This is a genomic window from Microcystis ichthyoblabe FBCC-A1114, assembly GCF_050500245.1.
Lineage (GTDB): Bacteria > Cyanobacteriota > Cyanobacteriia > Cyanobacteriales > Microcystaceae > Microcystis > Microcystis ichthyoblabe_A.
Map to the genome: position 1 here is coordinate 1,804,876 of NZ_CP191408.1, position 18,123 is coordinate 1,822,998.

The window sequence follows — 18,123 nt, forward strand, 5'->3', positions numbered from 1 at the left end:
GGTGAATGACTATAATTAATGATAAAGCACAGTCAGCATTGACAATGATTAGCGATCAATCCCTCCCCCCCCAAAATATTGAAGCGGAAGAATCTATCTTAGGTGGTATTTTACTAGATCCAAAAGCGTTAGGTAGAATCAGTGATTTTTTAATTCCAGAAGCTTTCTATGTAAAAACCCATCAAGATATTTATCGTGCGGCACTTGCTTTACAAGGGAAGGGAAAACCGACGGATTTAATGACGGTTAGCAGTTGGTTACAGGATAATCATCTGCTGGAAGGAATCGGGGGAATGCCGCGATTGTTACAATTAATTGAGCGCACTGTCTCGGCTGCCAACATCGATCGCTATGCTGAATTAGTGATGGATAAATATATGCGTCGTCAGTTAATTTCCACGGGGGGAGAAATTATCGAGTTAGCCAGGGATACGACGCTAGAATTAGAAAATGTTTTCGATGAATCGGAACAAAAGATTTTTCGTCTCACCCAAAAACGACCCCAGGAGGGTTTAATTTTTCTGGGGGATACTTTAATTGAAACTTTTAACGAAATTGAGAAGATGCAGGAGACCACCACTCTACCCGGTATCGAAACTCAATTTTATGATCTCGATGCGATGACCAGTGGTTTACAACCCTCGGATTTAGTTATTATCGCGGGTAGGCCTTCCATGGGAAAAACTTCTTTTGCTCTTAATATTGCCTATAATATCGCTCAACAGAATTTACCCGTGGCTGTCTTTAGTTTGGAGATGTCTAAGGAACAATTAGCCCAACGTTTGTTATCGAATGAGGCTAAAATCGAAAGTAATCGGATTCGATCGGGCCGTTTGGGACAAAATGATTTAGAGAAGGTTCTTGGGGGACTAGAAAAGTTATTAAATTTGCCCATATATATCGATGACAGTGCCAATTTAAGTGTGATTCAAATGCGTTCCCAAGTGCGGCGTTTACAGGCAGAAAAAAAAGGACAAATGGGATTAGTTTTAATCGATTATCTGCAATTAATGGAAGGGGGAGGTGATAATCGTGTTCAGGAACTTTCTAAAATTACCCGCAGTCTTAAGGGTTTAGCCAGAGAAATTCATGCTCCAGTAATTGCTCTTTCTCAGTTAAGTCGCGCTGTGGAATCTCGCAATAATAAAAGACCGATGATGTCCGATTTACGCGAGTCAGGATGTTTAGCGGGTGATAGTTTAGTTGAGTTAGCCGCTCCTCGTGCTAAAGTGCCAATTTGTCAGTTAGTGAATTGCTCTAATTTTACGGTTTTTGCTCTTAATGAGGAAACAATGAAATTAGAAAAAGCACTGGTAACTAAAGTCTTTTCCACAGGATTTAAGCCAGTTTTTCGATTAACAACTCGTTTAGGTCGCACGATTAGAGCTACAGCCAATCATAAGTTTTTGACTGTCCACGGTTGGCAAAGATTAGATGAATTAAATATTGGTAATTATATCGCTTTACCTCGCTCTCTGAGTAATTCAGACCTAACTTTTAATTGGGATGAAGTTATGGCAATTCAAGCGGATGGAGAGACAGAAGTGTATGATTTAACAGTAGATAAATTGCATAACTTTATTGCCAATAATATCATCGTCCATAATAGTATCGAACAGGATGCGGATTTAATTATGATGTTATACCGAGATGAATATTATAACCCCGATAGTCCCGATCGAGGTGTGGCCGAAGTAATTATTACTAAACACCGTAACGGTCCCACCGGCACAATTAAGCTACTTTTTCAACCGGAATTTACCAAGTTTCTTAATCTTAAACAAAGTCGCTCTAATTATTAAAATGAAAGCAAATATTAATTATACAAAGACCAATTGGCTCTTAATACTTTTGGTAATTATCCTAACTCTCGGTGTCGTTTTTCGTTGGGCAAATATCGATAAAAAAATCTATTGGCATGATGAATCCTACACCACCATTAGAACCACTGGTTATCAAGCAAAGGAAATCGCTGATACTATCTTTCAAAACCGTCTTTTATCTACCACAGAATTAGGACAATTTCAACAACTGAAACCCGAAAGCAATGTTTTTGATACGATTCAATCTCTCGCTAAAGAAGACCCTCAACACCCACCTTTATACTTTATGATCTCTCGCTATTGGGAAAAAATATTCGGTTTTTCTCCCGTTTCTTCCCGCAGTTTAGCGATTGTTTTTAGTCTTCTCTCCCTGCCATTTATTTACTATCTATCCCTAGAATTATTTGCGTCAAAGTTAACGGCAATTTTAGCGGTAATTTTATTGGCACTGTCCCCAGTTGATATAATATTTGCTCAAATGTCCCGTCAGTATAGTCTTTTAGTTTTGTTAACGATAATCAGTCAATTAATGCTGTTAAAATGCCTCAAAAAAAGAACTCTTGTTAATTGGTCTTTATACACCTTATCTAATACTCTCGGACTCTACACCCATCTCTTTTTTATTCTCAACTTATTTGCTCAAGCAGCCTTGATAATTTGGTATCTTGTTATGAAACCAGAGCGAAAAAATAACTTGATATTTTTCCTGTTATCTGGGTTAACAATGATAATTTTATATATACCCTGGTTACAGGTTTTTTTAACTAACTCTCAAAGAGCCTTTAACTCCACCAGTTGGGCTGCCGTTAACTATCTCGATTGGGGATTGTTCGGTAAATTATGGCTCTTAACTTTTACTTCTCTATTTAGCGATAGCGATTTTGGTTTTAATAACATCTTCACCTATATATATAGAATGATTTTTTTAATCTTAATTATCTATGCTTTTGAGCGAGTTTATCGCTACAATAACCCGATAGTTTTTACTTTTCTGATTACCTCAACCCTAGTACCTTTCCTAGCTTTAGTCATTCCCGATCTAATTTTGACCACCACTAGATCAACTGTCACCCGTTATCTAATTGCCTCCTTTCCCACTATCTATATAACTGTGGCTTTTTTCTTGTCACAATTGCTTAATCAAGGTAAATTTTTAGGTAAAATTATCTTGACTTTTTTGTTAACTGCTAGTATAGTATCGAACTTTAATAATGCTCTTTCCGAAACCAGTTGGGCAAAAGTTCCTAGTTATTGGAATGGCGAAGTTGCCAGAAAAATTAATGCTGTACCCAATGCCATTATTATCAGCGACGAAGGTAATGACTGGACTAACTTAGGTGATTTGCTTTCCCTTAATTATCGTCTTAATGCTGATGTACAATACTTCCTGACTACCACTAACCCCGATACCGATAAGTTAAAAGAAGTCCTAGAAATTCCCCAGGCCAACTTATTTCTTTTTCGTCCTTCCAATAGGTTATTAGTGGCCTTAGATCAATTCGATATTCGTCTTGATTATTTCTATCCTCAAGGCCAATTGTCGCGAGTGAAGAAATAGGTAAATATATATTTTGGGTCAATCTAGCCTCAAAGAGTTGAGCAAAGCTGTTATTATAACCAGTTAAAACCGTTAATCTTCACCCTAAAGAAATGACTTTTCTAATTCCGACTAGCGTTTGGCGGCAAATTCTTAAAAAGTTCCCTATACTACTATTCTTAGCATCTTTTCTGATAGTCGTATTCTTAGGCTATTTTTCTACCGCTTTCTCTCAAAGTCGGGATACCGATATTCGCGGTGTTTGGATTACCACCAACGATACTGCGATGCTGATGGACAGGGATAAACGACAACAGGCGATCGAGCAATTAGTTAATCTTAATTTTAATGCTATCTATCCCGTGGTCTGGAATTCCGGTTATGCTCTCTATCCTAGCGCGATCGCGAAACGGGAAGGAATACAGCCTTTTGTGCCTACGGGAGCGCAGGGACAAGATATCTTGGCAGAATTGGTGGAACAGACCCGTGGCAGGGGATTATTGGTCATTCCTTGGTTTGAATTCGGATTTATGGCCCCTCCCACCTCAGAATTAGCCTTAAAACATCAGAACTGGTTAACCCAAAAACGCGACGGGGGGACCACTTGGGTGGGGGCAGCCGGTGAGGTGGTGTGGTTGAATCCTTTCCGTCCCGAGGTGCAGAATTTTCTGCGGGAGTTAGTCTTGGAAGTGGTGGGACAATACGATATTAACGGCATCCAATTCGACGATCATCTGAGTTTACCGAATGAATTCGGCTATGATCCCTATACTATCGCCCTTTATCAACAGGAAACGGAAAAAACACCTCCGGCTAACCCCCGGGATCCCGAATGGACAAAATGGCGGGCCGATAAAATCACCGCTTTTCTGGCTAATCTCAAAGAATCAATTCAGGCAGTTAAACCGAATATACTGCTTTCGATCGCCCCTAATCCCTACGAATTCGCCTATAATGGTCATTTACAGGATTGGCTCGCTTGGGTGCGGCAAGGATTAGTCGATGAGTTAATCGTACAGGTTTATCGTCCCGATCTGCCCAGTTTTCTCAAACAATTAGAGCGTCCCGAAATTCAAGAAACCCAGCAAACTATCCCCACCGGTGTGGGGGTTTTAACCGGTTTACGCAATCGACCGATTGCCCTACCCTTGATTGAAGAAAAGGTATTGGCTGCTCGTCAACGGGGTTTAGGGGTGATTTTCTTCTTTTATGAAAGTCTCTGGCAGCAAGCTTTGGAACCTCCAGAAACCAGAAAAGCGGCAATTCAAGCAATGTTTTCGCAACCCATTACTCCCCGTCTTCCCGTGGTGGACAATCTCCCCTTAGTTAGTACGCCTGAACCTGTTTATCAGCCAGAACTAACCCCCCCACCTCCCCCCTTAGCGCCGGACGGTATCGAAATTCCTGTAATTCCCCCTCCGGGTAGTTAATAGCAATTTTTGCCCAGAGAAATTACAGATCAAATCATCGAATTTAAGTCCCCCTTTTTCCCTTTTTTTAAGAGGGATGGAGATGCTGGGGGGATGAAAATTTTTTTAGTCAGATTTTGGAGAATTGGTATGAGTTAGACTTACTCATTCTCCCCATTGACATCTCAAACTGAATTGCTATGGTAAATCCCTTGATAGATAGGCATTTCAGTGTTTCAATCGGGACTCACTTCTGTGAAAACCGCTATATACAAACTCTATTAATTGCACCATAATTAAACTCAAATAATATTTTATTTAGGTGGAATAGGAAGATGAAATTTATCGATAAACTAATAAATTATCATCACCTAAACCACTTCTTAGCCTAATTAATAAGGCCATTTCCAGTTAGTAATCTCGTCCTTATCGATGCCATTGGTAAAAGCATAATCGAGATTATCGATAATGGCATTTTTCATTCGTTCTTTCACATGACCGGCAGCAGAACCTAATTTTGGCACGCGATCAATCACATCAATTACTAGATGAAAACGATCAACTTGGTTACGAATCGCTAATTCTAGGGGAGTATTAATATTCCCTTCTTCCTTGTAACCGCGCACATGAATACGTTCCTGATTACTGCGACGGTAGGTAAGTTTATGAATCAGCCAAGGATAACCGTGGAAATTAAAGATAATTGGCTTATCAGTGGTAAATAAACTATCAAAATCCCGTTCCGATAAACCATGAGGGTGTTCACTTTCCGACTGTAATTTAAACAGATCAACCACATTGATAAAGCGAACTTTTAAGTAAGGGAATTCCTCCCGCAGAATTGCCGTGGCCGCTAAAGATTCTTTAGTGATAATATCCCCACAGCAAGCCATAATTACATCTGGTTCATCGGGATTTGTTCCGTCATCATCGTTACTTGCCCAATCCCAAATACCGATACCTTTAGTGCAGTGTTTAATTGCTTCTTCAATGGTCAAGTATTGCAGGTGTTTCTGTTTATCAGCAACGATAATATTAGTGTAATCCTTGCTCTTGAGGCAGTGATTAGTCACACTTAATAAACAATTCCCATCGGGGGGAAGATAAACCCGCACCACGTCGGCACTTTTATTGGTTACTAAATCGATAAAACCAGGGTCTTGGTGACTAAAACCATTGTGATCCTGCCGCCAAACCACCGAGGATAATAACAGATTCCAAGAGGAAACAGAAGCACGCCAAGGCACATGATTTTTGCAGATATCGAGCCATTTAGCGTGTTGGTTGAACATGGAATCGATAACGTGGGCAAAAGCCTCGTAGGAGTGAAATAAACCGTGACGACCGGATAATAAATAACCCTCTAACCAACCGACTAAAGTATGTTCACTCAGCATCTCCATCACCCGACCATCGGCAGATAATTGGCTACCATCTAAATCCTCCGGATAGGTATCAGCTAACCAAGCTTTTTTAGTCACTTCATAGAGAGCTGCTAAACGATTAGAAGCAGTTTCATCGGGACCAAAAACGCGAAAATTAGTCATATTATTTCGCATTACATCCCGCAAAAATACCCCCATCACTCCCGTGTTTTCCGCTTCCACTTGGCCCGGGTGGGTGACATCTACGGCATATTGACGAAAATCTGGCATTTTTAGGTCTTTACGCAGCAATCCGCCATTAGCGTGCGGATTAGCACTCATGCGACGATGACCAATAGGAGCGAGTTCTTTAAATTCCGGCTTAAATTGACCCGTGGCATAGTCAAATAATTCCTCCGGGTTATAGCTTTTCATCCACTCCTCTAATTTTCTCAAGTGGTCCGGGTTTTCGTGCATGGCACCCATGGGGACTTGGTGAGCGCGCCAGAATCCTTCCACTTTATGACCATCAACCTTTTTTGGACCTGTCCAACCCTTGGGAGACCGGAGGATAATCATCGGCCAGGGGTAACGTTTAGCCACTCCTGTGCTGCGAGCTTCCTGTTGATAGGAGCGAATCTGATTGATACAGTGTTCTAGGGTAGCGGCCATTTTTTGATGGCAGTGCATGAGGTCTTCATCCTCCTTACATTCGACGATGTAGGGAGTGTAACCGTAACCAACAAAGAGACTTTCTAACTCGTGGGTCGAAATACGGGAGAGAATGGTGGGATTAGCGATTTTATAACCGTTTAAGTTTAAAATTGGCAGTACCGCACCATCGCGAATCGGGTTAAGGAATTTATTCGAGTGCCATGCGGTGGCAAGGGGGCCGGTTTCTGCTTCCCCATCACCCACCACCACGGCCGTAATTAGGTCGGGATTGTCAAAAACAGAACCGTAGGCATGGGAAACACTATAACCCAGTTCGCCGCCCTCATGGATAGAACCGGGGGTTTCGGGGGTGACGTGACTACCGATGTGACCGGGAAAAGAAAATTGTTTAAAGAATTTTTGTAATCCTTCCTCGTCTTCACTTTTATCGGGGTAAATTTCCGAATAGGTTCCTTCTAGATAAACCGGACCGAGTACCCCCGGCGCCCCATGGCCGGGACCGGCCATAAAAATCATATCGAGGTCGTATTTTTTGATTAAACGGTTGAGGTGAACGTAGGTAAAACTTAAGGCCGGACTCGCTCCCCAGTGACCAAGTAAGCGATACTTAACGTGTTCGGGTTTAAGATGTTCTTTGAGCAGGGGATTATCGCGCAGATAAATCATACCTACAGCTAAATAGTTACAAGCGCGCCAATAGGCATGGGTTTTATAGAGTTCGTCTTGAGAAAGGGGATTTTGCTCTGTTAAGGGTCTTTCTGGTGCGGATACCATGAATATTTCTCCGATATCTATGAAGGATGAGATTAAGAGAGTTGATAGACAATTTCTCCAGATTATCGAGAGGGTTAACCCTCGGTCAGTTTTCAAACTGTAATCAAGAGTCTAACCTTTCGGAGCGTAAAAAACTATTAAAATAAGCTATATTTTGCCAATCCGGCCAGGGGAATTTATGTCAGTCGGGCGGCGTTTTTAAATCGCTTTTAAAGGAAAATTAATATCTTCTTAACTTAGGTAACAATAATTCTCAGAAAAATTTTAATTATTTTTTAATGTCAGCTTTTCCCAAAATACTATATGGTTACACCCTAGTTTGTCGGGAAGAGCCTAATTAGGCCTTCTCGATGCCGGTGGTGAGGACTACTAGGATAGCAAATTGATGATTTTTTATCTTGGAAGGACTGAAACTTAAAATCTTTCTATACTTCATCTAGCGAGCAACAAAAGCTGATTAGCATATATAGTGATTCTCTAGAGGCCAATCAATTCTCAAATTATTGTTTCTTGATCGTGCCTAAGCTTATCGCAGCTGCAAAGGAGTTTTTTTCATGACAAAAGTAAGAGTCGCCATCAACGGATTCGGTCGTATCGGTCGCCTCGTTTTTAGGGCGGGTATCCAAAATCCTGATTTCGAGTTTGTTGGTATAAATGATCTGGTTCCCTCCGATAATATTGCCTATCTGCTCAAATACGACTCCACCCACGGACGTTTTCAGGGTACGGTAGAAGCAAAAGAAGATGGCATCGTCGTGGATGGTAAGTTTATCCCCTGTTACTCGATTAAAGACCCTGCTCAACTGCCCTGGGGTGCAACCGGGGCCGATTATGTGGTCGAGTCCACCGGTTTATTTACCACCGCGGAAGGGGCAGGAAAACACCTAGAAGCAGGGGCCAAACGGGTAGTTATCTCCGCACCCACCAAAGATCCCGACAAGATTCGTACTATTGTACTGGGCGTTAACGATAATGAATACGATCCCGCTAAGGATCTGATCGTCTCTAACGCTAGTTGTACCACCAATTGTTTAGCCCCGATCACCAAAGTTATTAACGATAACTTCGGACTAGCGGAAGGATTAATGACCACGGTACACTCGATGACCGCCACTCAACCCACCGTGGATGGTCCATCGAAAAAAGATTGGCGCGGTGGTCGCGGCGCCGGTCAAAATATTATCCCCTCCTCCACGGGGGCAGCCAAAGCAGTAACCCTAGTTATTCCTTCCCTAAAAGGCAAATTAACCGGTATGGCCTTCCGTGTACCAACTCCCAACGTTTCGGCGGTGGATTTAACCTTTAAAACCGAAAAAGCCACCAGTTACGAGGAAATCTGCGCCGCTATGAAAGCCGCCAGCGAAGGTCCGATGAAAGGTATCCTCGGTTATACCGATGAGGAAGTGGTATCGAGTGACTTTATCACTGACCCCCGTTCCAGTATCTTTGATGCTAAAGCTGGCATTCAACTTAATGCCAATTTCTTTAAGGTCGTCTCTTGGTACGATAACGAATGGGGTTACTCCTGCCGGATGTTAGACCTGATGAAAATGATGGCAGCTAAGGAAGCAGCCCTAGTAACAGCTTAAATCAGTTATCAGTTATCAGTAAACAGTAACCAGTGATCAGTAAACAGTAAACAGTAACCAGTGAAAAGACAGCACTGTTAATGCCTTTATCACTTAATCCTCAAATCTGATAAATGCCTTTATCACTTAATCCCCAAATCTGATAACTGATAACTGATAACTGATAACTGATTAGATGAATCCAAAATTTAAAGATATTACCGCTTGGGAACAGGCACAATTATTAATGCAGCCGGCATTTATTCGGGTGCTGGATAATCTGCGTAAACAGTTAGAAAATTCCCTCTGGAAAGGAACTTATACAGAAATTCAAGATCCCTATCCCAGTTATCTGCTCTGTTTGACTTATCTCGATCGCTCCGTTACTGTAAATATTTGGGAACTTTGTTTTCAAGTCTGTTTTCTCGATTATCCCACCGATGAAGGAGAGAGCGTCACCATCGATACCAGCCTCCTCGATCCCACCGGTGAACTGGATTGGCAGAGTTTGGAAACGAAAACCGAGCGCATTATTAAGCAATTATTCGCTAATTTACCCCAATGAAAGCAGATTTAGAAACGATCAAGGCAGAGTATGCCGCTAATTTTCTCAAAGATTACAGCAATGATCCCCAAAGTTTAGCATCCCAAACAATTTTAATCGATCGCTCCGATTGGGGTTTATTAGAATTAAAAGGCCAGGACCGACTGCGTTTTCTCCACAATCAAACCAGTAACGCGATCGATCGCCTGAAACCGGGTCAGGGTTGTGAGACAATTTTCCTTAACTCTACCGGTCGTACCCTCGATTTTGTCACAGTTTACGCCGGCGATGATTCCCTCCTCATCCTCGTTTCTCCCCAACGTCGTCAATTTTTACTGGAATTGATCGATCGCTATATTTTCCCCTTCGATAAAGTGGAAATTAGCGACTTAACCGATAATTTTGCCATTGTCACCCTAATCGGTGCTGAAAGCGGGCAATACCTGCAAAAAATCGCCATTCCAGAGCAGATTTTAACGGGGGTGCAGCATAGTCATTATCTCCTTTCTGACCCCCCCCTGAGAGTGGCCGTCGGTACCGGCTTAGATCTGCCCGGATATACTTTAATCGTTGCCGCCGCCGAAGCCGGTCTCCTCTGGGAAAATTTAATTAAAAATGGCGTTACTCCCGCAGATGAGCAGGTGTGGGAATACCTGAGAATCCATCAGGGCCGACCGGCAGTCGATCGAGAATTAACCGAAGATTATAACCCTTTAGAGGCCGGTTTATGGCGAGCGATTGTCTTTGATAAGGGCTGTTATATTGGTCAAGAAACTATCGCCCGTCTCAACACCTATAAAGGCGTAAAACAAAGACTTTGGGGCATAAAACTTAGCCAATCCGTCCCCAGCAATACCCCGATTATTTTAGAAGCGCAAAAAGTCGGTTTACTCACCAGTGTGCTGGAGGATTTTGGCTTGGGTTATGTGAAAACAAAAGCGGGAGGAGAGGGTTTAAAAGTACAAATCGGCGAGGCAACAGGAGAATTAATCCCTTTACCCTTCCTCTCTCACGAATACCCCTTTCAGTGAACAGTAATCAGTAAACAGTGATCAGTAATCAGTAATCAGTGAAAAGACAGTGGCAAACGGGTGCATCTCACATTTGCAGAAATACCGACAATCAGCAATTATCAGTGACTCTTAAATTAGTACAAAAATATGAACAATCGCGTGTAAGCATCCCACCGAAAAACTAATGCGCGGGGGGTTTGGGGGCGGCGCCACGCCCCCAACGGGGGGTTTGGGGGGTAGAACCCCCCAAAAGCTTGGATTGAGTGATAAAATCGAAAGTAACGCCCAATTTTAAAAGAGAGTTTCCCCTTAAAAATCCCAACTTCGTAGATTTACAAAAACGAGATACACCCGTAGAAAACTGCTATTTAATACTGATAACTGATAACTGAAAAACCCCCCTAACCCCAGCGACTAGCGATAGGCATTCGCCAACCAGTGCCAAAAGCGCGATCGCTAATTTTTAGTCCCGGGGGAGCTTGTTTGCGCTTAAATTCGGCATTTTTAACTAATTTAATCACTTTCTGCACAATTTCAGCCTCAAAGCCGGCGGCGATAATTTGTTCGGCGGATTGATGGCGATCGATTAATAGTGCTAAAATAGCATCTAAAATCTCGTAGGGAGGTAAAGAATCTTGATCCTTCTGATTGGGTTTTAATTCAGCACTAGGAGCTTTATTAATCACATTAAGGGGAAGAATTTCCCCGTGCCGATTTAACCAGCGACAGAGGGAATAAACGCGGGTTTTCGGCACATCAGCAATCACTGCTAAACCACCATTCATATCACCGTAAAGGGTGCAATATCCCACCGCCATTTCTGATTTATTGCCAGTGGATAATAGTAAATGACCGAATTTATTAGAGAGAGCCATCAATAAATTACCGCGAATGCGTGACTGAAGATTTTCTTCGGCAATACCGAAATCAGTCCCAGCGAAAAGACCATCTAAAAGTTGATCATAAGCGGTCATAATTTCTTGAATTGCTAACTTCTCACTTTTGATACCTAAATTATTAACTAAAGCCACTGCATCGCTAATGGAATGGTCGGAACTATAGGGAGAAGGCATCATCACAGCGAGAACATTTTCTTTACCTAATGCGTCCCTGGCAATAGCGGCAACTAAACTGGAATCAATGCCACCACTCAAGCCGAAAATTACCCGTTTAAAACCGCATTTCTGCACATAATCTCGCACTCCTAAGACTAAGGCTCGATAAATTTCCTCATCTTCATTGACAGGTAAAGGATGAATAACTGCGGGTAACAAATCTTGATTAAACTCGATTAATTCTAGGCTAGAAGTAAATGCTTGGGCGCGATAAATCACTTCTCCTTGTCTGTTAAAAGCCACGCTGTCACCATCAAAAATTAAATCATCATTACCTCCCACTTGATTGACATAAACTATAGGTAAATTATATCTAGTGGCACTATGGGATAATAAAGATTCTCGCAATTTTTGCTTACCGACACTGTAGGGAGAAGCGGAAAGATTAACGATTAAATCCACTCCTAAATTAGCTAAATCGGCGATGGGATTAACCGCGTATTGACGCTGACCCCAAAATTGTTCATCATTCCAAACATCTTCACAGATAGTTACACCGATTTTTACATTATTTTCTGTTAGTTGAAAATATTGACTTTCTTTCCCAGAAGCAAAGTAACGATCCTCATCAAAAACATCGTAGGTAGGCAATAAACGTTTAGTAAAAATTTGTTTAATTTCTTGACTTTTCAACAAAGCTATGCTATTAAATAGCGGCTTTTCTCCCCTGACCGTTGCCGAGGGATTTTTTTCGACAAAACCGACTAAGACGGCTAACTTTTCTGGTAATTGTTGGGACAATAATTGCAATTGTCGAGACATTTTCTCCACAAAACCCAGATTTAATAACAAGTCTCTGGGAGGATAACCACAGAGGGATAATTCCGGAGTTAAAAGTAATTCTGCTCCCTGATTAAATGCCGTTTGAGCGGCCTCTAAAATTCTTTGGGCATTTCCTTCGATATCTCCAACAATGGGATTTAATTGAGCGATAGCAATTCTCATGTTTTTTCCTATTTAAACAAAAACTAACGGTTGCTCTTTAAAGGGAGCAAAAGCTTTTTCATCAAAGCGATATAAACTAGCAGGACGACCGGCACCACGAGAGACTTTTAAACCCATATCCTTGAGAAATCCTAATTTCAATAGCCGATTTCTGAAGTTAGAATAATCACTAAAATTTTTACCTAAAATTGTCTCATAAAATTGATAAAGATCATTTAAAGTAAATAATTCTGGTAAAACCTCAAAAGCGACGGGACTATATTCTACTTTATTGCGTAATCTTCGCCAGCCATATTCCAAAATTTGACCGTGATTAAAGGCTAAATCTGGCACTTTATCAATCATATACCAAGTGATATTATAATCCCGTTCAGTGATTAACTTTGCTTCTTCAAACCGCACTAAAGCGAAGTAACTCACCGATAGATAACGTTTCCCAAAACTCTCGGCCGCTGCCAGGGAATCTCCCTCTGGACTGCCAAAAGTATATAACTGTTCTAGATAGAGATTATTGACACTAATTTTCTCGGCTAAAATTCGATAGGCTGCCGTTTCCAGTGATTCCCCATTTCTAACTAAAGTTCCGGGTAAACTCCAGTAATTACTAAAAGGTTCTTCCCGTCGTTTAATCAGAAGCACCAGCAGCCGATTTAATTGGGTATCAACGGAAAAGATCACGTTATCAACTCCCACTTTAAAATCAGCTAGAGATTTATTAACTAGGGTATTTGGCGATTTCATGCGTAAAGTTTTTGACCTTCGATATAATCTTTAATCGGTGCGGGAACAGCCTGTTTATCGCCTTTTTCTCGATAATCTGTTGAGGATACAGCCGGAGCAAAGACATCGGCAATCAGACAATCACCCCCTAATGTTTGCAGTTGTTTAATATCATCTTGGTTAATAGGATATCCGGGACGAGGAATCACGAGAATTTTGACTTTTTCTAGTAATTCTTGGCTACGATACCAGTGCCTAATTTGTCCAGCTAAATCAGAACCGATGACTAGGGTATATTCCTCCTGTTCTCCCCAAATTGTTTGCGCTTTTTCCACACTAATTAAGCTACGTCGATCGCTTAATTCTCGTCGCAGTTGTATATTATCCCTTGGGGGTTGAATATCCCGGATGAGCAAATTTAACATCCTCAGACGATGTTCGAGACTGGTTTGATGATTTTTAAAGGGATTATCGGCAGCCCAAACCGCAACGATATCGTACTGTTCCGATAACCATTTTAGTATGGCTTGATGACCGGCAGTAGGAGGATCGGCACTGGTTCCAAAAAGGGCAATTTTAAGCATAGGATTCAATTGCTTGCTCACTGAGGGATTGGTTTAAGTCTGCTCAAGCTTGGCAAAAATTAACTTCTCCCCATTATAGTTGATTTTACCAAAATAGGGCAAGAGGATCAGTCATCTCCTGCAAAAGTAAGTTATCGAGCCGCTATCGGGTCAAAATATCTAAAACCCCGGATAAATTCGACATAATTTTAGGTTTTATGAATAGGATAGTTAGGGACTTGCGCTTTGATAATGTACCTTTTGGGCGAACGCAGTTCGCCCCTACATTGTGGACAAAATCCGTTACTGTAGGGGCGCAATGCTTGCGCCCTCCGATCGATCAGGTTTGCTGATCACCCTAAGTAGGGGGAGAGCCTTCGAGGTGTTAGGGACTTGCGCTTTGATAATGTGCCATCTGGCTGGTCTGGTTCTTCTACAGAGCGATTTTCTGGCTGGGATATTATTCCTACGCAAGTCCCTTATCTCTTATCTTTTGTCTGCTACTGAAGATTTTTGATTCTTGCAGGAGATATTATTTTTTTTGACACTCCCATCGCTAAAAGCGAGGGATTCTTGGTTCACTGAGTTTCCTTAATCTGGCAGGACGTATCCAGCCAAACCAGAGGGAATCTCTCCCCAAGCGTATTAGTTTCGGTGTGTCCCACCGTACTTAGTCCCTTTTTGAGAATGTTGATAGCGGCGTTAATGTCTCTATCTTCTACATAACCACAATGGGGACAAGTATGGGTTCTCGTAGATAGAGATTTAGGGACTTTTTGACCACAATTAGAACAATTTTGACTCGTGTTATGGGGGGCTACTGCTACCGTAGCCTTACCATATTTAAAACCAAAATATTCTAACCATTGTCGAAAAATAGACCAAGCCACATCATTAATAGATTTAGCAAGTTTAGAGTTTTTTACCATGCTTTGAATATTTAAGTTTTCGTAGGCGATGAAATCGTTAGATTTAATGACGCGCAATGCCTCTTTTTCGACAAAGCCTTTACGTTGCCTACTTACTCTTAAATGCTTTCTAGCATATCTCTTTCTAGCTTTTTGGTAGTTGTTTGATTGGGGTTGACCTTTTCTAAACTTTTTAGATTTCTTCCGATTCAGTCGATTTAATCTTTTTTCTGCCTTGCGATAGTATTGCGGTATCTCTACCGTTTCCCCATCACTGTTAGCGTAGAAAACTTTTAAACCTACATCCAATCCCACACATTTCTTTGTTGGTTCTAGGGGTTTAGCATATTCCCGAATATCAACACTTAGACAGAATTGGACATAATAACCATCCGCTCGTTTAACAATCCTAACTCGTTTAATTTGGTCTAGAGGGCAAAAGTTTAAGTCTCTGGTTCCTTTCAGTTTAACCGTGCCAATATTTTTCTTATCTGTGAAAGTTATTTTCTTTCTATCCTCCGATAGTTTCCATCCGGAGTTTTTATATTCCACAGAACGATTATTTTTCTGAAATTTAGGATAACCTTTTTTTCCTTTAACCTTTTTCTGACAATTATCATATAAACGGGCAATAGCTGACCAAGCTCGTTCGGCCGATGCTTGTCTGGCCGTAGAATTTAGAGTATCGACAAACTTGAACTGTTTGGCGAGAACTGCACAATATTTATTGAGAGAATATTTATCGATTTTGTCTTCTCTCTTGGCATCCATCCAAAGCCTTAAAGCCTTATTACGGATGAATTGTACTGTACGAATAGCTTCATCAATGGCAGAACATTGACTTGGTTTGACCGCGGCTTTCATTTCTAAGACAATCATTGTTTATCGACCTCAAACAACTTATTTTATTCTAACTTGTATAGCACAAATTGTCAAGATTTTGTAAACACTGAGCTTTTACATTGAGCCTTTACATTGAGCCTGTCGAAATGTGTCGAAATGTCGTGCTTCGTGTCACTGAGCTTTTACATTGAGCCTGTCGAAATGTGTCGAAGTGCTGTTTTATACTGGTCGGGGTTTCATCCCGTCGCTAAAAGCGAGGGCTTCGGCCGTGAGCTCAGCCGAACGGTCTTCACCCCGACATTCAAGATAAAATTGGTGAACTAATTCTCAAACGTACTAACCCACAAACAGAAGGAGGCAAACCCATTACGCTGCGCTATGACTCCCGTAGCACTTAGCGGCCAAAACCACTGGCTCGATTTCTCCCTTTTGGAGTTTTTCTAGCGGGGTTGCTCCCTCTAAACGAATATCACCCGTGAGCAGAAAGAGCATTTGTGTCCAAGCACCGTCTTCTTTTAAAACGGCTAACACTTGGTCTAAACCAGACAAAACTTTGCCATCAATAAATTGCCAAGCAGGATAAACTAATTCTTCGTTGACAGATAAACCTAAGACCTGATGATTGAGCCTCATAGTTTCTAATTCCAAAGAACTACAGGCTAAAACACTACAAATCTCAGCGCTGGTTAAGGTTCCGCCTTGCTTAGATAGGAACCGCTTCTTCGCTTCTTCGCCTCGTTTAATGGCAGCTGCCAACGGAGGGGCCAAAGCTAAAGGAGATTGTGCTTTTTGTATGGATTCTAACATTTTTAAGCAACCCTACCACCGTCAACAAGACCTGTATAAAACAAATATAAGTCTCCCTTCAAATGTTTAGTCTCTTGTATCAGCTTACTTTTATCGTCTGAATACCCAATAACCTTACCTTTCTCTGGCCAGCCATATTTGTCGCGACCAGTGATCTCTAAGACCACCCATTGATCGGGGTAATAGGATGAGACATCGGCTATACTCAAATCTTCTGTTTTGTGGCTAAGTGTCTTCATGGCTAAGGTGGCAGTTGATTTGATCAGGATCTTTGTTTTTGCCTACCTAATAAGCTAAGATGCGGGGATGATAATGATGAGTAAAGAGCCAGCACCCGCAAGGGTACTGGCCCTCTCCTAGCTTCGCATCATCGAGATTAGCCCTCTCAACAGCCCACCAGGAGACTTAAAAACCTTATTAGTCGACTCAAGAAGCCAGGAGGTCAATCAATGAAGCACTTACTCACTGTCATGCTCCTAAGCTCCCTTGCTTACGGCGTAGCTGTCGGGAAGATTCATCCCTACGACTACGTTTTTATCTACACCATCAACGAACTAGCAAAACGTCAGGGTGGAGATAATCAAGACGGGAAGCGGTAGGTAGAACGTTTACCGAATTCAAGCTGGGCAGTGCGCCAACACTCGATCCAGCTTTTTTGCCTTTACTATATCTCCATCGGTAGGTAGATCGTTTACTTAATTCAAGCTGGGCAGTGCGCCAACACTCGATCTTTTTTGTCCTATCACTCTATCTCGTTCGGTTAGGGGGATTCTCGTTCGGTTAGGGGGATCCTCGATCTTAAGGTAATCAACATAGCTGTATTTGTAGTTACCGATACTTTTTCAAAGTGGATTACAACAACCGGAAAGTTATGTTGCTACTAGGATTACATGAGACAAAAGAGAATTCAACCAATAATTGTCGGTGCTCCATTTCAAAATATGCTAACTAGCTCGAAAATACAGCCATGAAGACGCTCTCGTCAATGCCCCAAAACCTATCCGAAATGCCCCAAAACCTATCCGATGCCGAAAGGCAGGCAAGAAACTGTAATACAGCCATGAAGACGCTCTCGTCAATGCCCCCATCACTGTGTGATGCCCAAAAGCAGGCAAGAAACTGTGGTTTGGATATACCCAAACTAGAAGCTTTATTGGCAGAAATCGAACCCCTATCTGAAAAATACAAAATTATGTTCTATCTGGCGGCTACAGGGCTTTATTCCGCTGATGATTTGGCTGAAATGTTCAATCATAGCAGCGGCAAAAATCTAAACGGAGATTTCAACAGATATATAGGAGACAATCTTAAACCTTTCCTTGATTTACATGAAAGTGATCGTCTGGGAATTACTTCCCTAAGAAGGATTCTCTTTAAAAAGGGCTATTTTGTTGACATTAATGACGATGAATCAGTGGAAGTTTTGCCAACACGCTACGCTGAAAATTCTCAAACAGAGCAGTCTTTTACTGTCAGACAAAATTAGTGCGGATGAGAAGACCACCAATCAAGGAG

Annotated in this window: 15 protein-coding genes; 8 read left to right on the forward strand and 7 right to left on the reverse strand. The window is 41.7% G+C overall.

Features of this window, described 5'->3' with window-relative positions:
* Window positions 1-44: 44 nt before the first annotated feature.
* The 3 genes from dnaB to ACQY1Y_RS08735 all read left to right on the forward strand — a co-directional run bounded on the left by dnaB (window position 45) and on the right by ACQY1Y_RS08735 (window position 4,790).
* Complete coding sequence (gene dnaB, locus ACQY1Y_RS08725; protein ID WP_430014657.1) at window positions 45-1,802, forward strand: replicative DNA helicase; 1,758 nt, start codon at window positions 45-47, stop codon at window positions 1,800-1,802.
* Between the two features lies 1 nt (window position 1,803).
* Window positions 1,804-3,381 (forward strand): glycosyltransferase family 39 protein, encoded by a 1,578-nt coding sequence (locus ACQY1Y_RS08730; protein WP_430014406.1) that lies wholly within the window; start codon window positions 1,804-1,806, stop codon window positions 3,379-3,381.
* A gap of 92 nt (window positions 3,382-3,473) precedes the next feature.
* Window positions 3,474-4,790 carry a family 10 glycosylhydrolase gene (locus tag ACQY1Y_RS08735; RefSeq protein WP_430014407.1) on the forward strand — a complete coding sequence of 439 codons (1,317 nt, stop codon included), beginning with the start codon at window positions 3,474-3,476 and terminating at the stop codon, window positions 4,788-4,790.
* 371 nt (window positions 4,791-5,161) lie between these two features.
* Here the strand turns inward: ACQY1Y_RS08735 and ACQY1Y_RS08740 are convergent, their stop codons facing one another.
* Complete coding sequence (locus tag ACQY1Y_RS08740; protein ID WP_002739607.1) at window positions 5,162-7,582, reverse strand: phosphoketolase family protein; 2,421 nt, start codon at window positions 7,580-7,582, stop codon at window positions 5,162-5,164.
* Window positions 7,583-8,136: 554 nt separating this feature from the next.
* Between ACQY1Y_RS08740 and gap the strand changes: the two genes are divergently transcribed.
* From gap to ACQY1Y_RS08755, 3 genes are all read left to right on the forward strand, one after another.
* Window positions 8,137-9,171: a type I glyceraldehyde-3-phosphate dehydrogenase gene (gene gap, locus ACQY1Y_RS08745; RefSeq protein ID WP_045362416.1), complete on the forward strand. Its 1,035-nt coding sequence runs from the start codon at window positions 8,137-8,139 to the stop codon at window positions 9,169-9,171.
* Between the two features lie 175 nt (window positions 9,172-9,346).
* Window positions 9,347-9,715 (forward strand): hypothetical protein, encoded by a 369-nt coding sequence (locus ACQY1Y_RS08750; RefSeq protein ID WP_002743680.1) that lies wholly within the window; start codon window positions 9,347-9,349, stop codon window positions 9,713-9,715.
* Complete coding sequence (locus ACQY1Y_RS08755; RefSeq protein WP_430014408.1) at window positions 9,712-10,725, forward strand: YgfZ/GcvT domain-containing protein; 1,014 nt, start codon at window positions 9,712-9,714, stop codon at window positions 10,723-10,725. Before ACQY1Y_RS08750 ends, ACQY1Y_RS08755 begins: the two co-directional genes overlap by 4 nt.
* A 383-nt stretch (window positions 10,726-11,108) precedes the next feature.
* Here the strand turns inward: ACQY1Y_RS08755 and ACQY1Y_RS08760 are convergent, their stop codons facing one another.
* From ACQY1Y_RS08760 to ACQY1Y_RS08785, 6 genes are all read right to left on the reverse strand, one after another.
* Window positions 11,109-12,767: an NAD+ synthase gene (locus tag ACQY1Y_RS08760; protein WP_430014409.1), complete on the reverse strand. Its 1,659-nt coding sequence runs from the start codon at window positions 12,765-12,767 to the stop codon at window positions 11,109-11,111.
* Between the two features lie 12 nt (window positions 12,768-12,779).
* The gene (locus tag ACQY1Y_RS08765) at window positions 12,780-13,508 is read right to left on the reverse strand and encodes an NrtR DNA-binding winged helix domain-containing protein (RefSeq protein WP_430014410.1); all 729 of its coding nucleotides are present in this window, start codon (window positions 13,506-13,508) and stop codon (window positions 12,780-12,782) included.
* A complete protein-coding gene (locus tag ACQY1Y_RS08770; protein WP_316577873.1) occupies window positions 13,505-14,071 on the reverse strand; it encodes a nicotinate-nucleotide adenylyltransferase in 567 nt (188 codons plus the stop codon). Before ACQY1Y_RS08770 ends, ACQY1Y_RS08765 begins: the two co-directional genes overlap by 4 nt.
* Before the next feature lie 557 nt (window positions 14,072-14,628).
* Window positions 14,629-15,837, reverse strand: coding sequence for an RNA-guided endonuclease InsQ/TnpB family protein (locus ACQY1Y_RS08775; RefSeq protein WP_430014411.1), 1,209 nt, complete (start codon window positions 15,835-15,837; stop codon window positions 14,629-14,631).
* A gap of 330 nt (window positions 15,838-16,167) precedes the next feature.
* Entirely contained in the window at window positions 16,168-16,608 is a 441-nt protein-coding gene (locus ACQY1Y_RS08780) for a hypothetical protein (protein WP_430014412.1), read from the reverse strand.
* Window positions 16,609-16,610: 2 nt separating this feature from the next.
* A complete protein-coding gene (locus ACQY1Y_RS08785; RefSeq protein ID WP_016515387.1) occupies window positions 16,611-16,847 on the reverse strand; it encodes a hypothetical protein in 237 nt (78 codons plus the stop codon).
* A gap of 210 nt (window positions 16,848-17,057) precedes the next feature.
* Here ACQY1Y_RS08785 and ACQY1Y_RS08790 point away from each other — a divergent pair, with 210 nt between their 5' ends.
* Window positions 17,058-17,207, forward strand: a complete 150-nt coding sequence (locus tag ACQY1Y_RS08790) for a hypothetical protein (RefSeq protein WP_016515388.1) — start codon at window positions 17,058-17,060, stop codon at window positions 17,205-17,207.
* 386 nt (window positions 17,208-17,593) lie between these two features.
* The gene (locus ACQY1Y_RS08795; RefSeq protein WP_430014413.1) at window positions 17,594-18,094 is read left to right on the forward strand and encodes a hypothetical protein; all 501 of its coding nucleotides are present in this window, start codon (window positions 17,594-17,596) and stop codon (window positions 18,092-18,094) included.
* Window positions 18,095-18,123 lie beyond the last annotated feature (29 nt).

Coding starts and splice junctions, on each gene's coding strand:
- dnaB (WP_430014657.1), top strand. CDS start 45: ATGATTAGCGATCAATCCCTCCCCCCCCAAAATATTGAAGCGGAAGAA.
- ACQY1Y_RS08730 (WP_430014406.1), top strand. CDS start 1,804: ATGAAAGCAAATATTAATTATACAAAGACCAATTGGCTCTTAATACTT.
- ACQY1Y_RS08735 (WP_430014407.1), top strand. CDS start 3,474: ATGACTTTTCTAATTCCGACTAGCGTTTGGCGGCAAATTCTTAAAAAG.
- ACQY1Y_RS08740 (WP_002739607.1), bottom strand. CDS start 7,582: ATGGTATCCGCACCAGAAAGACCCTTAACAGAGCAAAATCCCCTTTCT.
- gap (WP_045362416.1), top strand. CDS start 8,137: ATGACAAAAGTAAGAGTCGCCATCAACGGATTCGGTCGTATCGGTCGC.
- ACQY1Y_RS08750 (WP_002743680.1), top strand. CDS start 9,347: ATGAATCCAAAATTTAAAGATATTACCGCTTGGGAACAGGCACAATTA.
- ACQY1Y_RS08755 (WP_430014408.1), top strand. CDS start 9,712: ATGAAAGCAGATTTAGAAACGATCAAGGCAGAGTATGCCGCTAATTTT.
- ACQY1Y_RS08760 (WP_430014409.1), bottom strand. CDS start 12,767: ATGAGAATTGCTATCGCTCAATTAAATCCCATTGTTGGAGATATCGAA.
- ACQY1Y_RS08765 (WP_430014410.1), bottom strand. CDS start 13,508: ATGAAATCGCCAAATACCCTAGTTAATAAATCTCTAGCTGATTTTAAA.
- ACQY1Y_RS08770 (WP_316577873.1), bottom strand. CDS start 14,071: ATGCTTAAAATTGCCCTTTTTGGAACCAGTGCCGATCCTCCTACTGCC.
- ACQY1Y_RS08775 (WP_430014411.1), bottom strand. CDS start 15,837: ATGATTGTCTTAGAAATGAAAGCCGCGGTCAAACCAAGTCAATGTTCT.
- ACQY1Y_RS08780 (WP_430014412.1), bottom strand. CDS start 16,608: ATGTTAGAATCCATACAAAAAGCACAATCTCCTTTAGCTTTGGCCCCT.
- ACQY1Y_RS08785 (WP_016515387.1), bottom strand. CDS start 16,847: ATGAAGACACTTAGCCACAAAACAGAAGATTTGAGTATAGCCGATGTC.
- ACQY1Y_RS08790 (WP_016515388.1), top strand. CDS start 17,058: ATGAAGCACTTACTCACTGTCATGCTCCTAAGCTCCCTTGCTTACGGC.
- ACQY1Y_RS08795 (WP_430014413.1), top strand. CDS start 17,594: ATGCCCCAAAACCTATCCGAAATGCCCCAAAACCTATCCGATGCCGAA.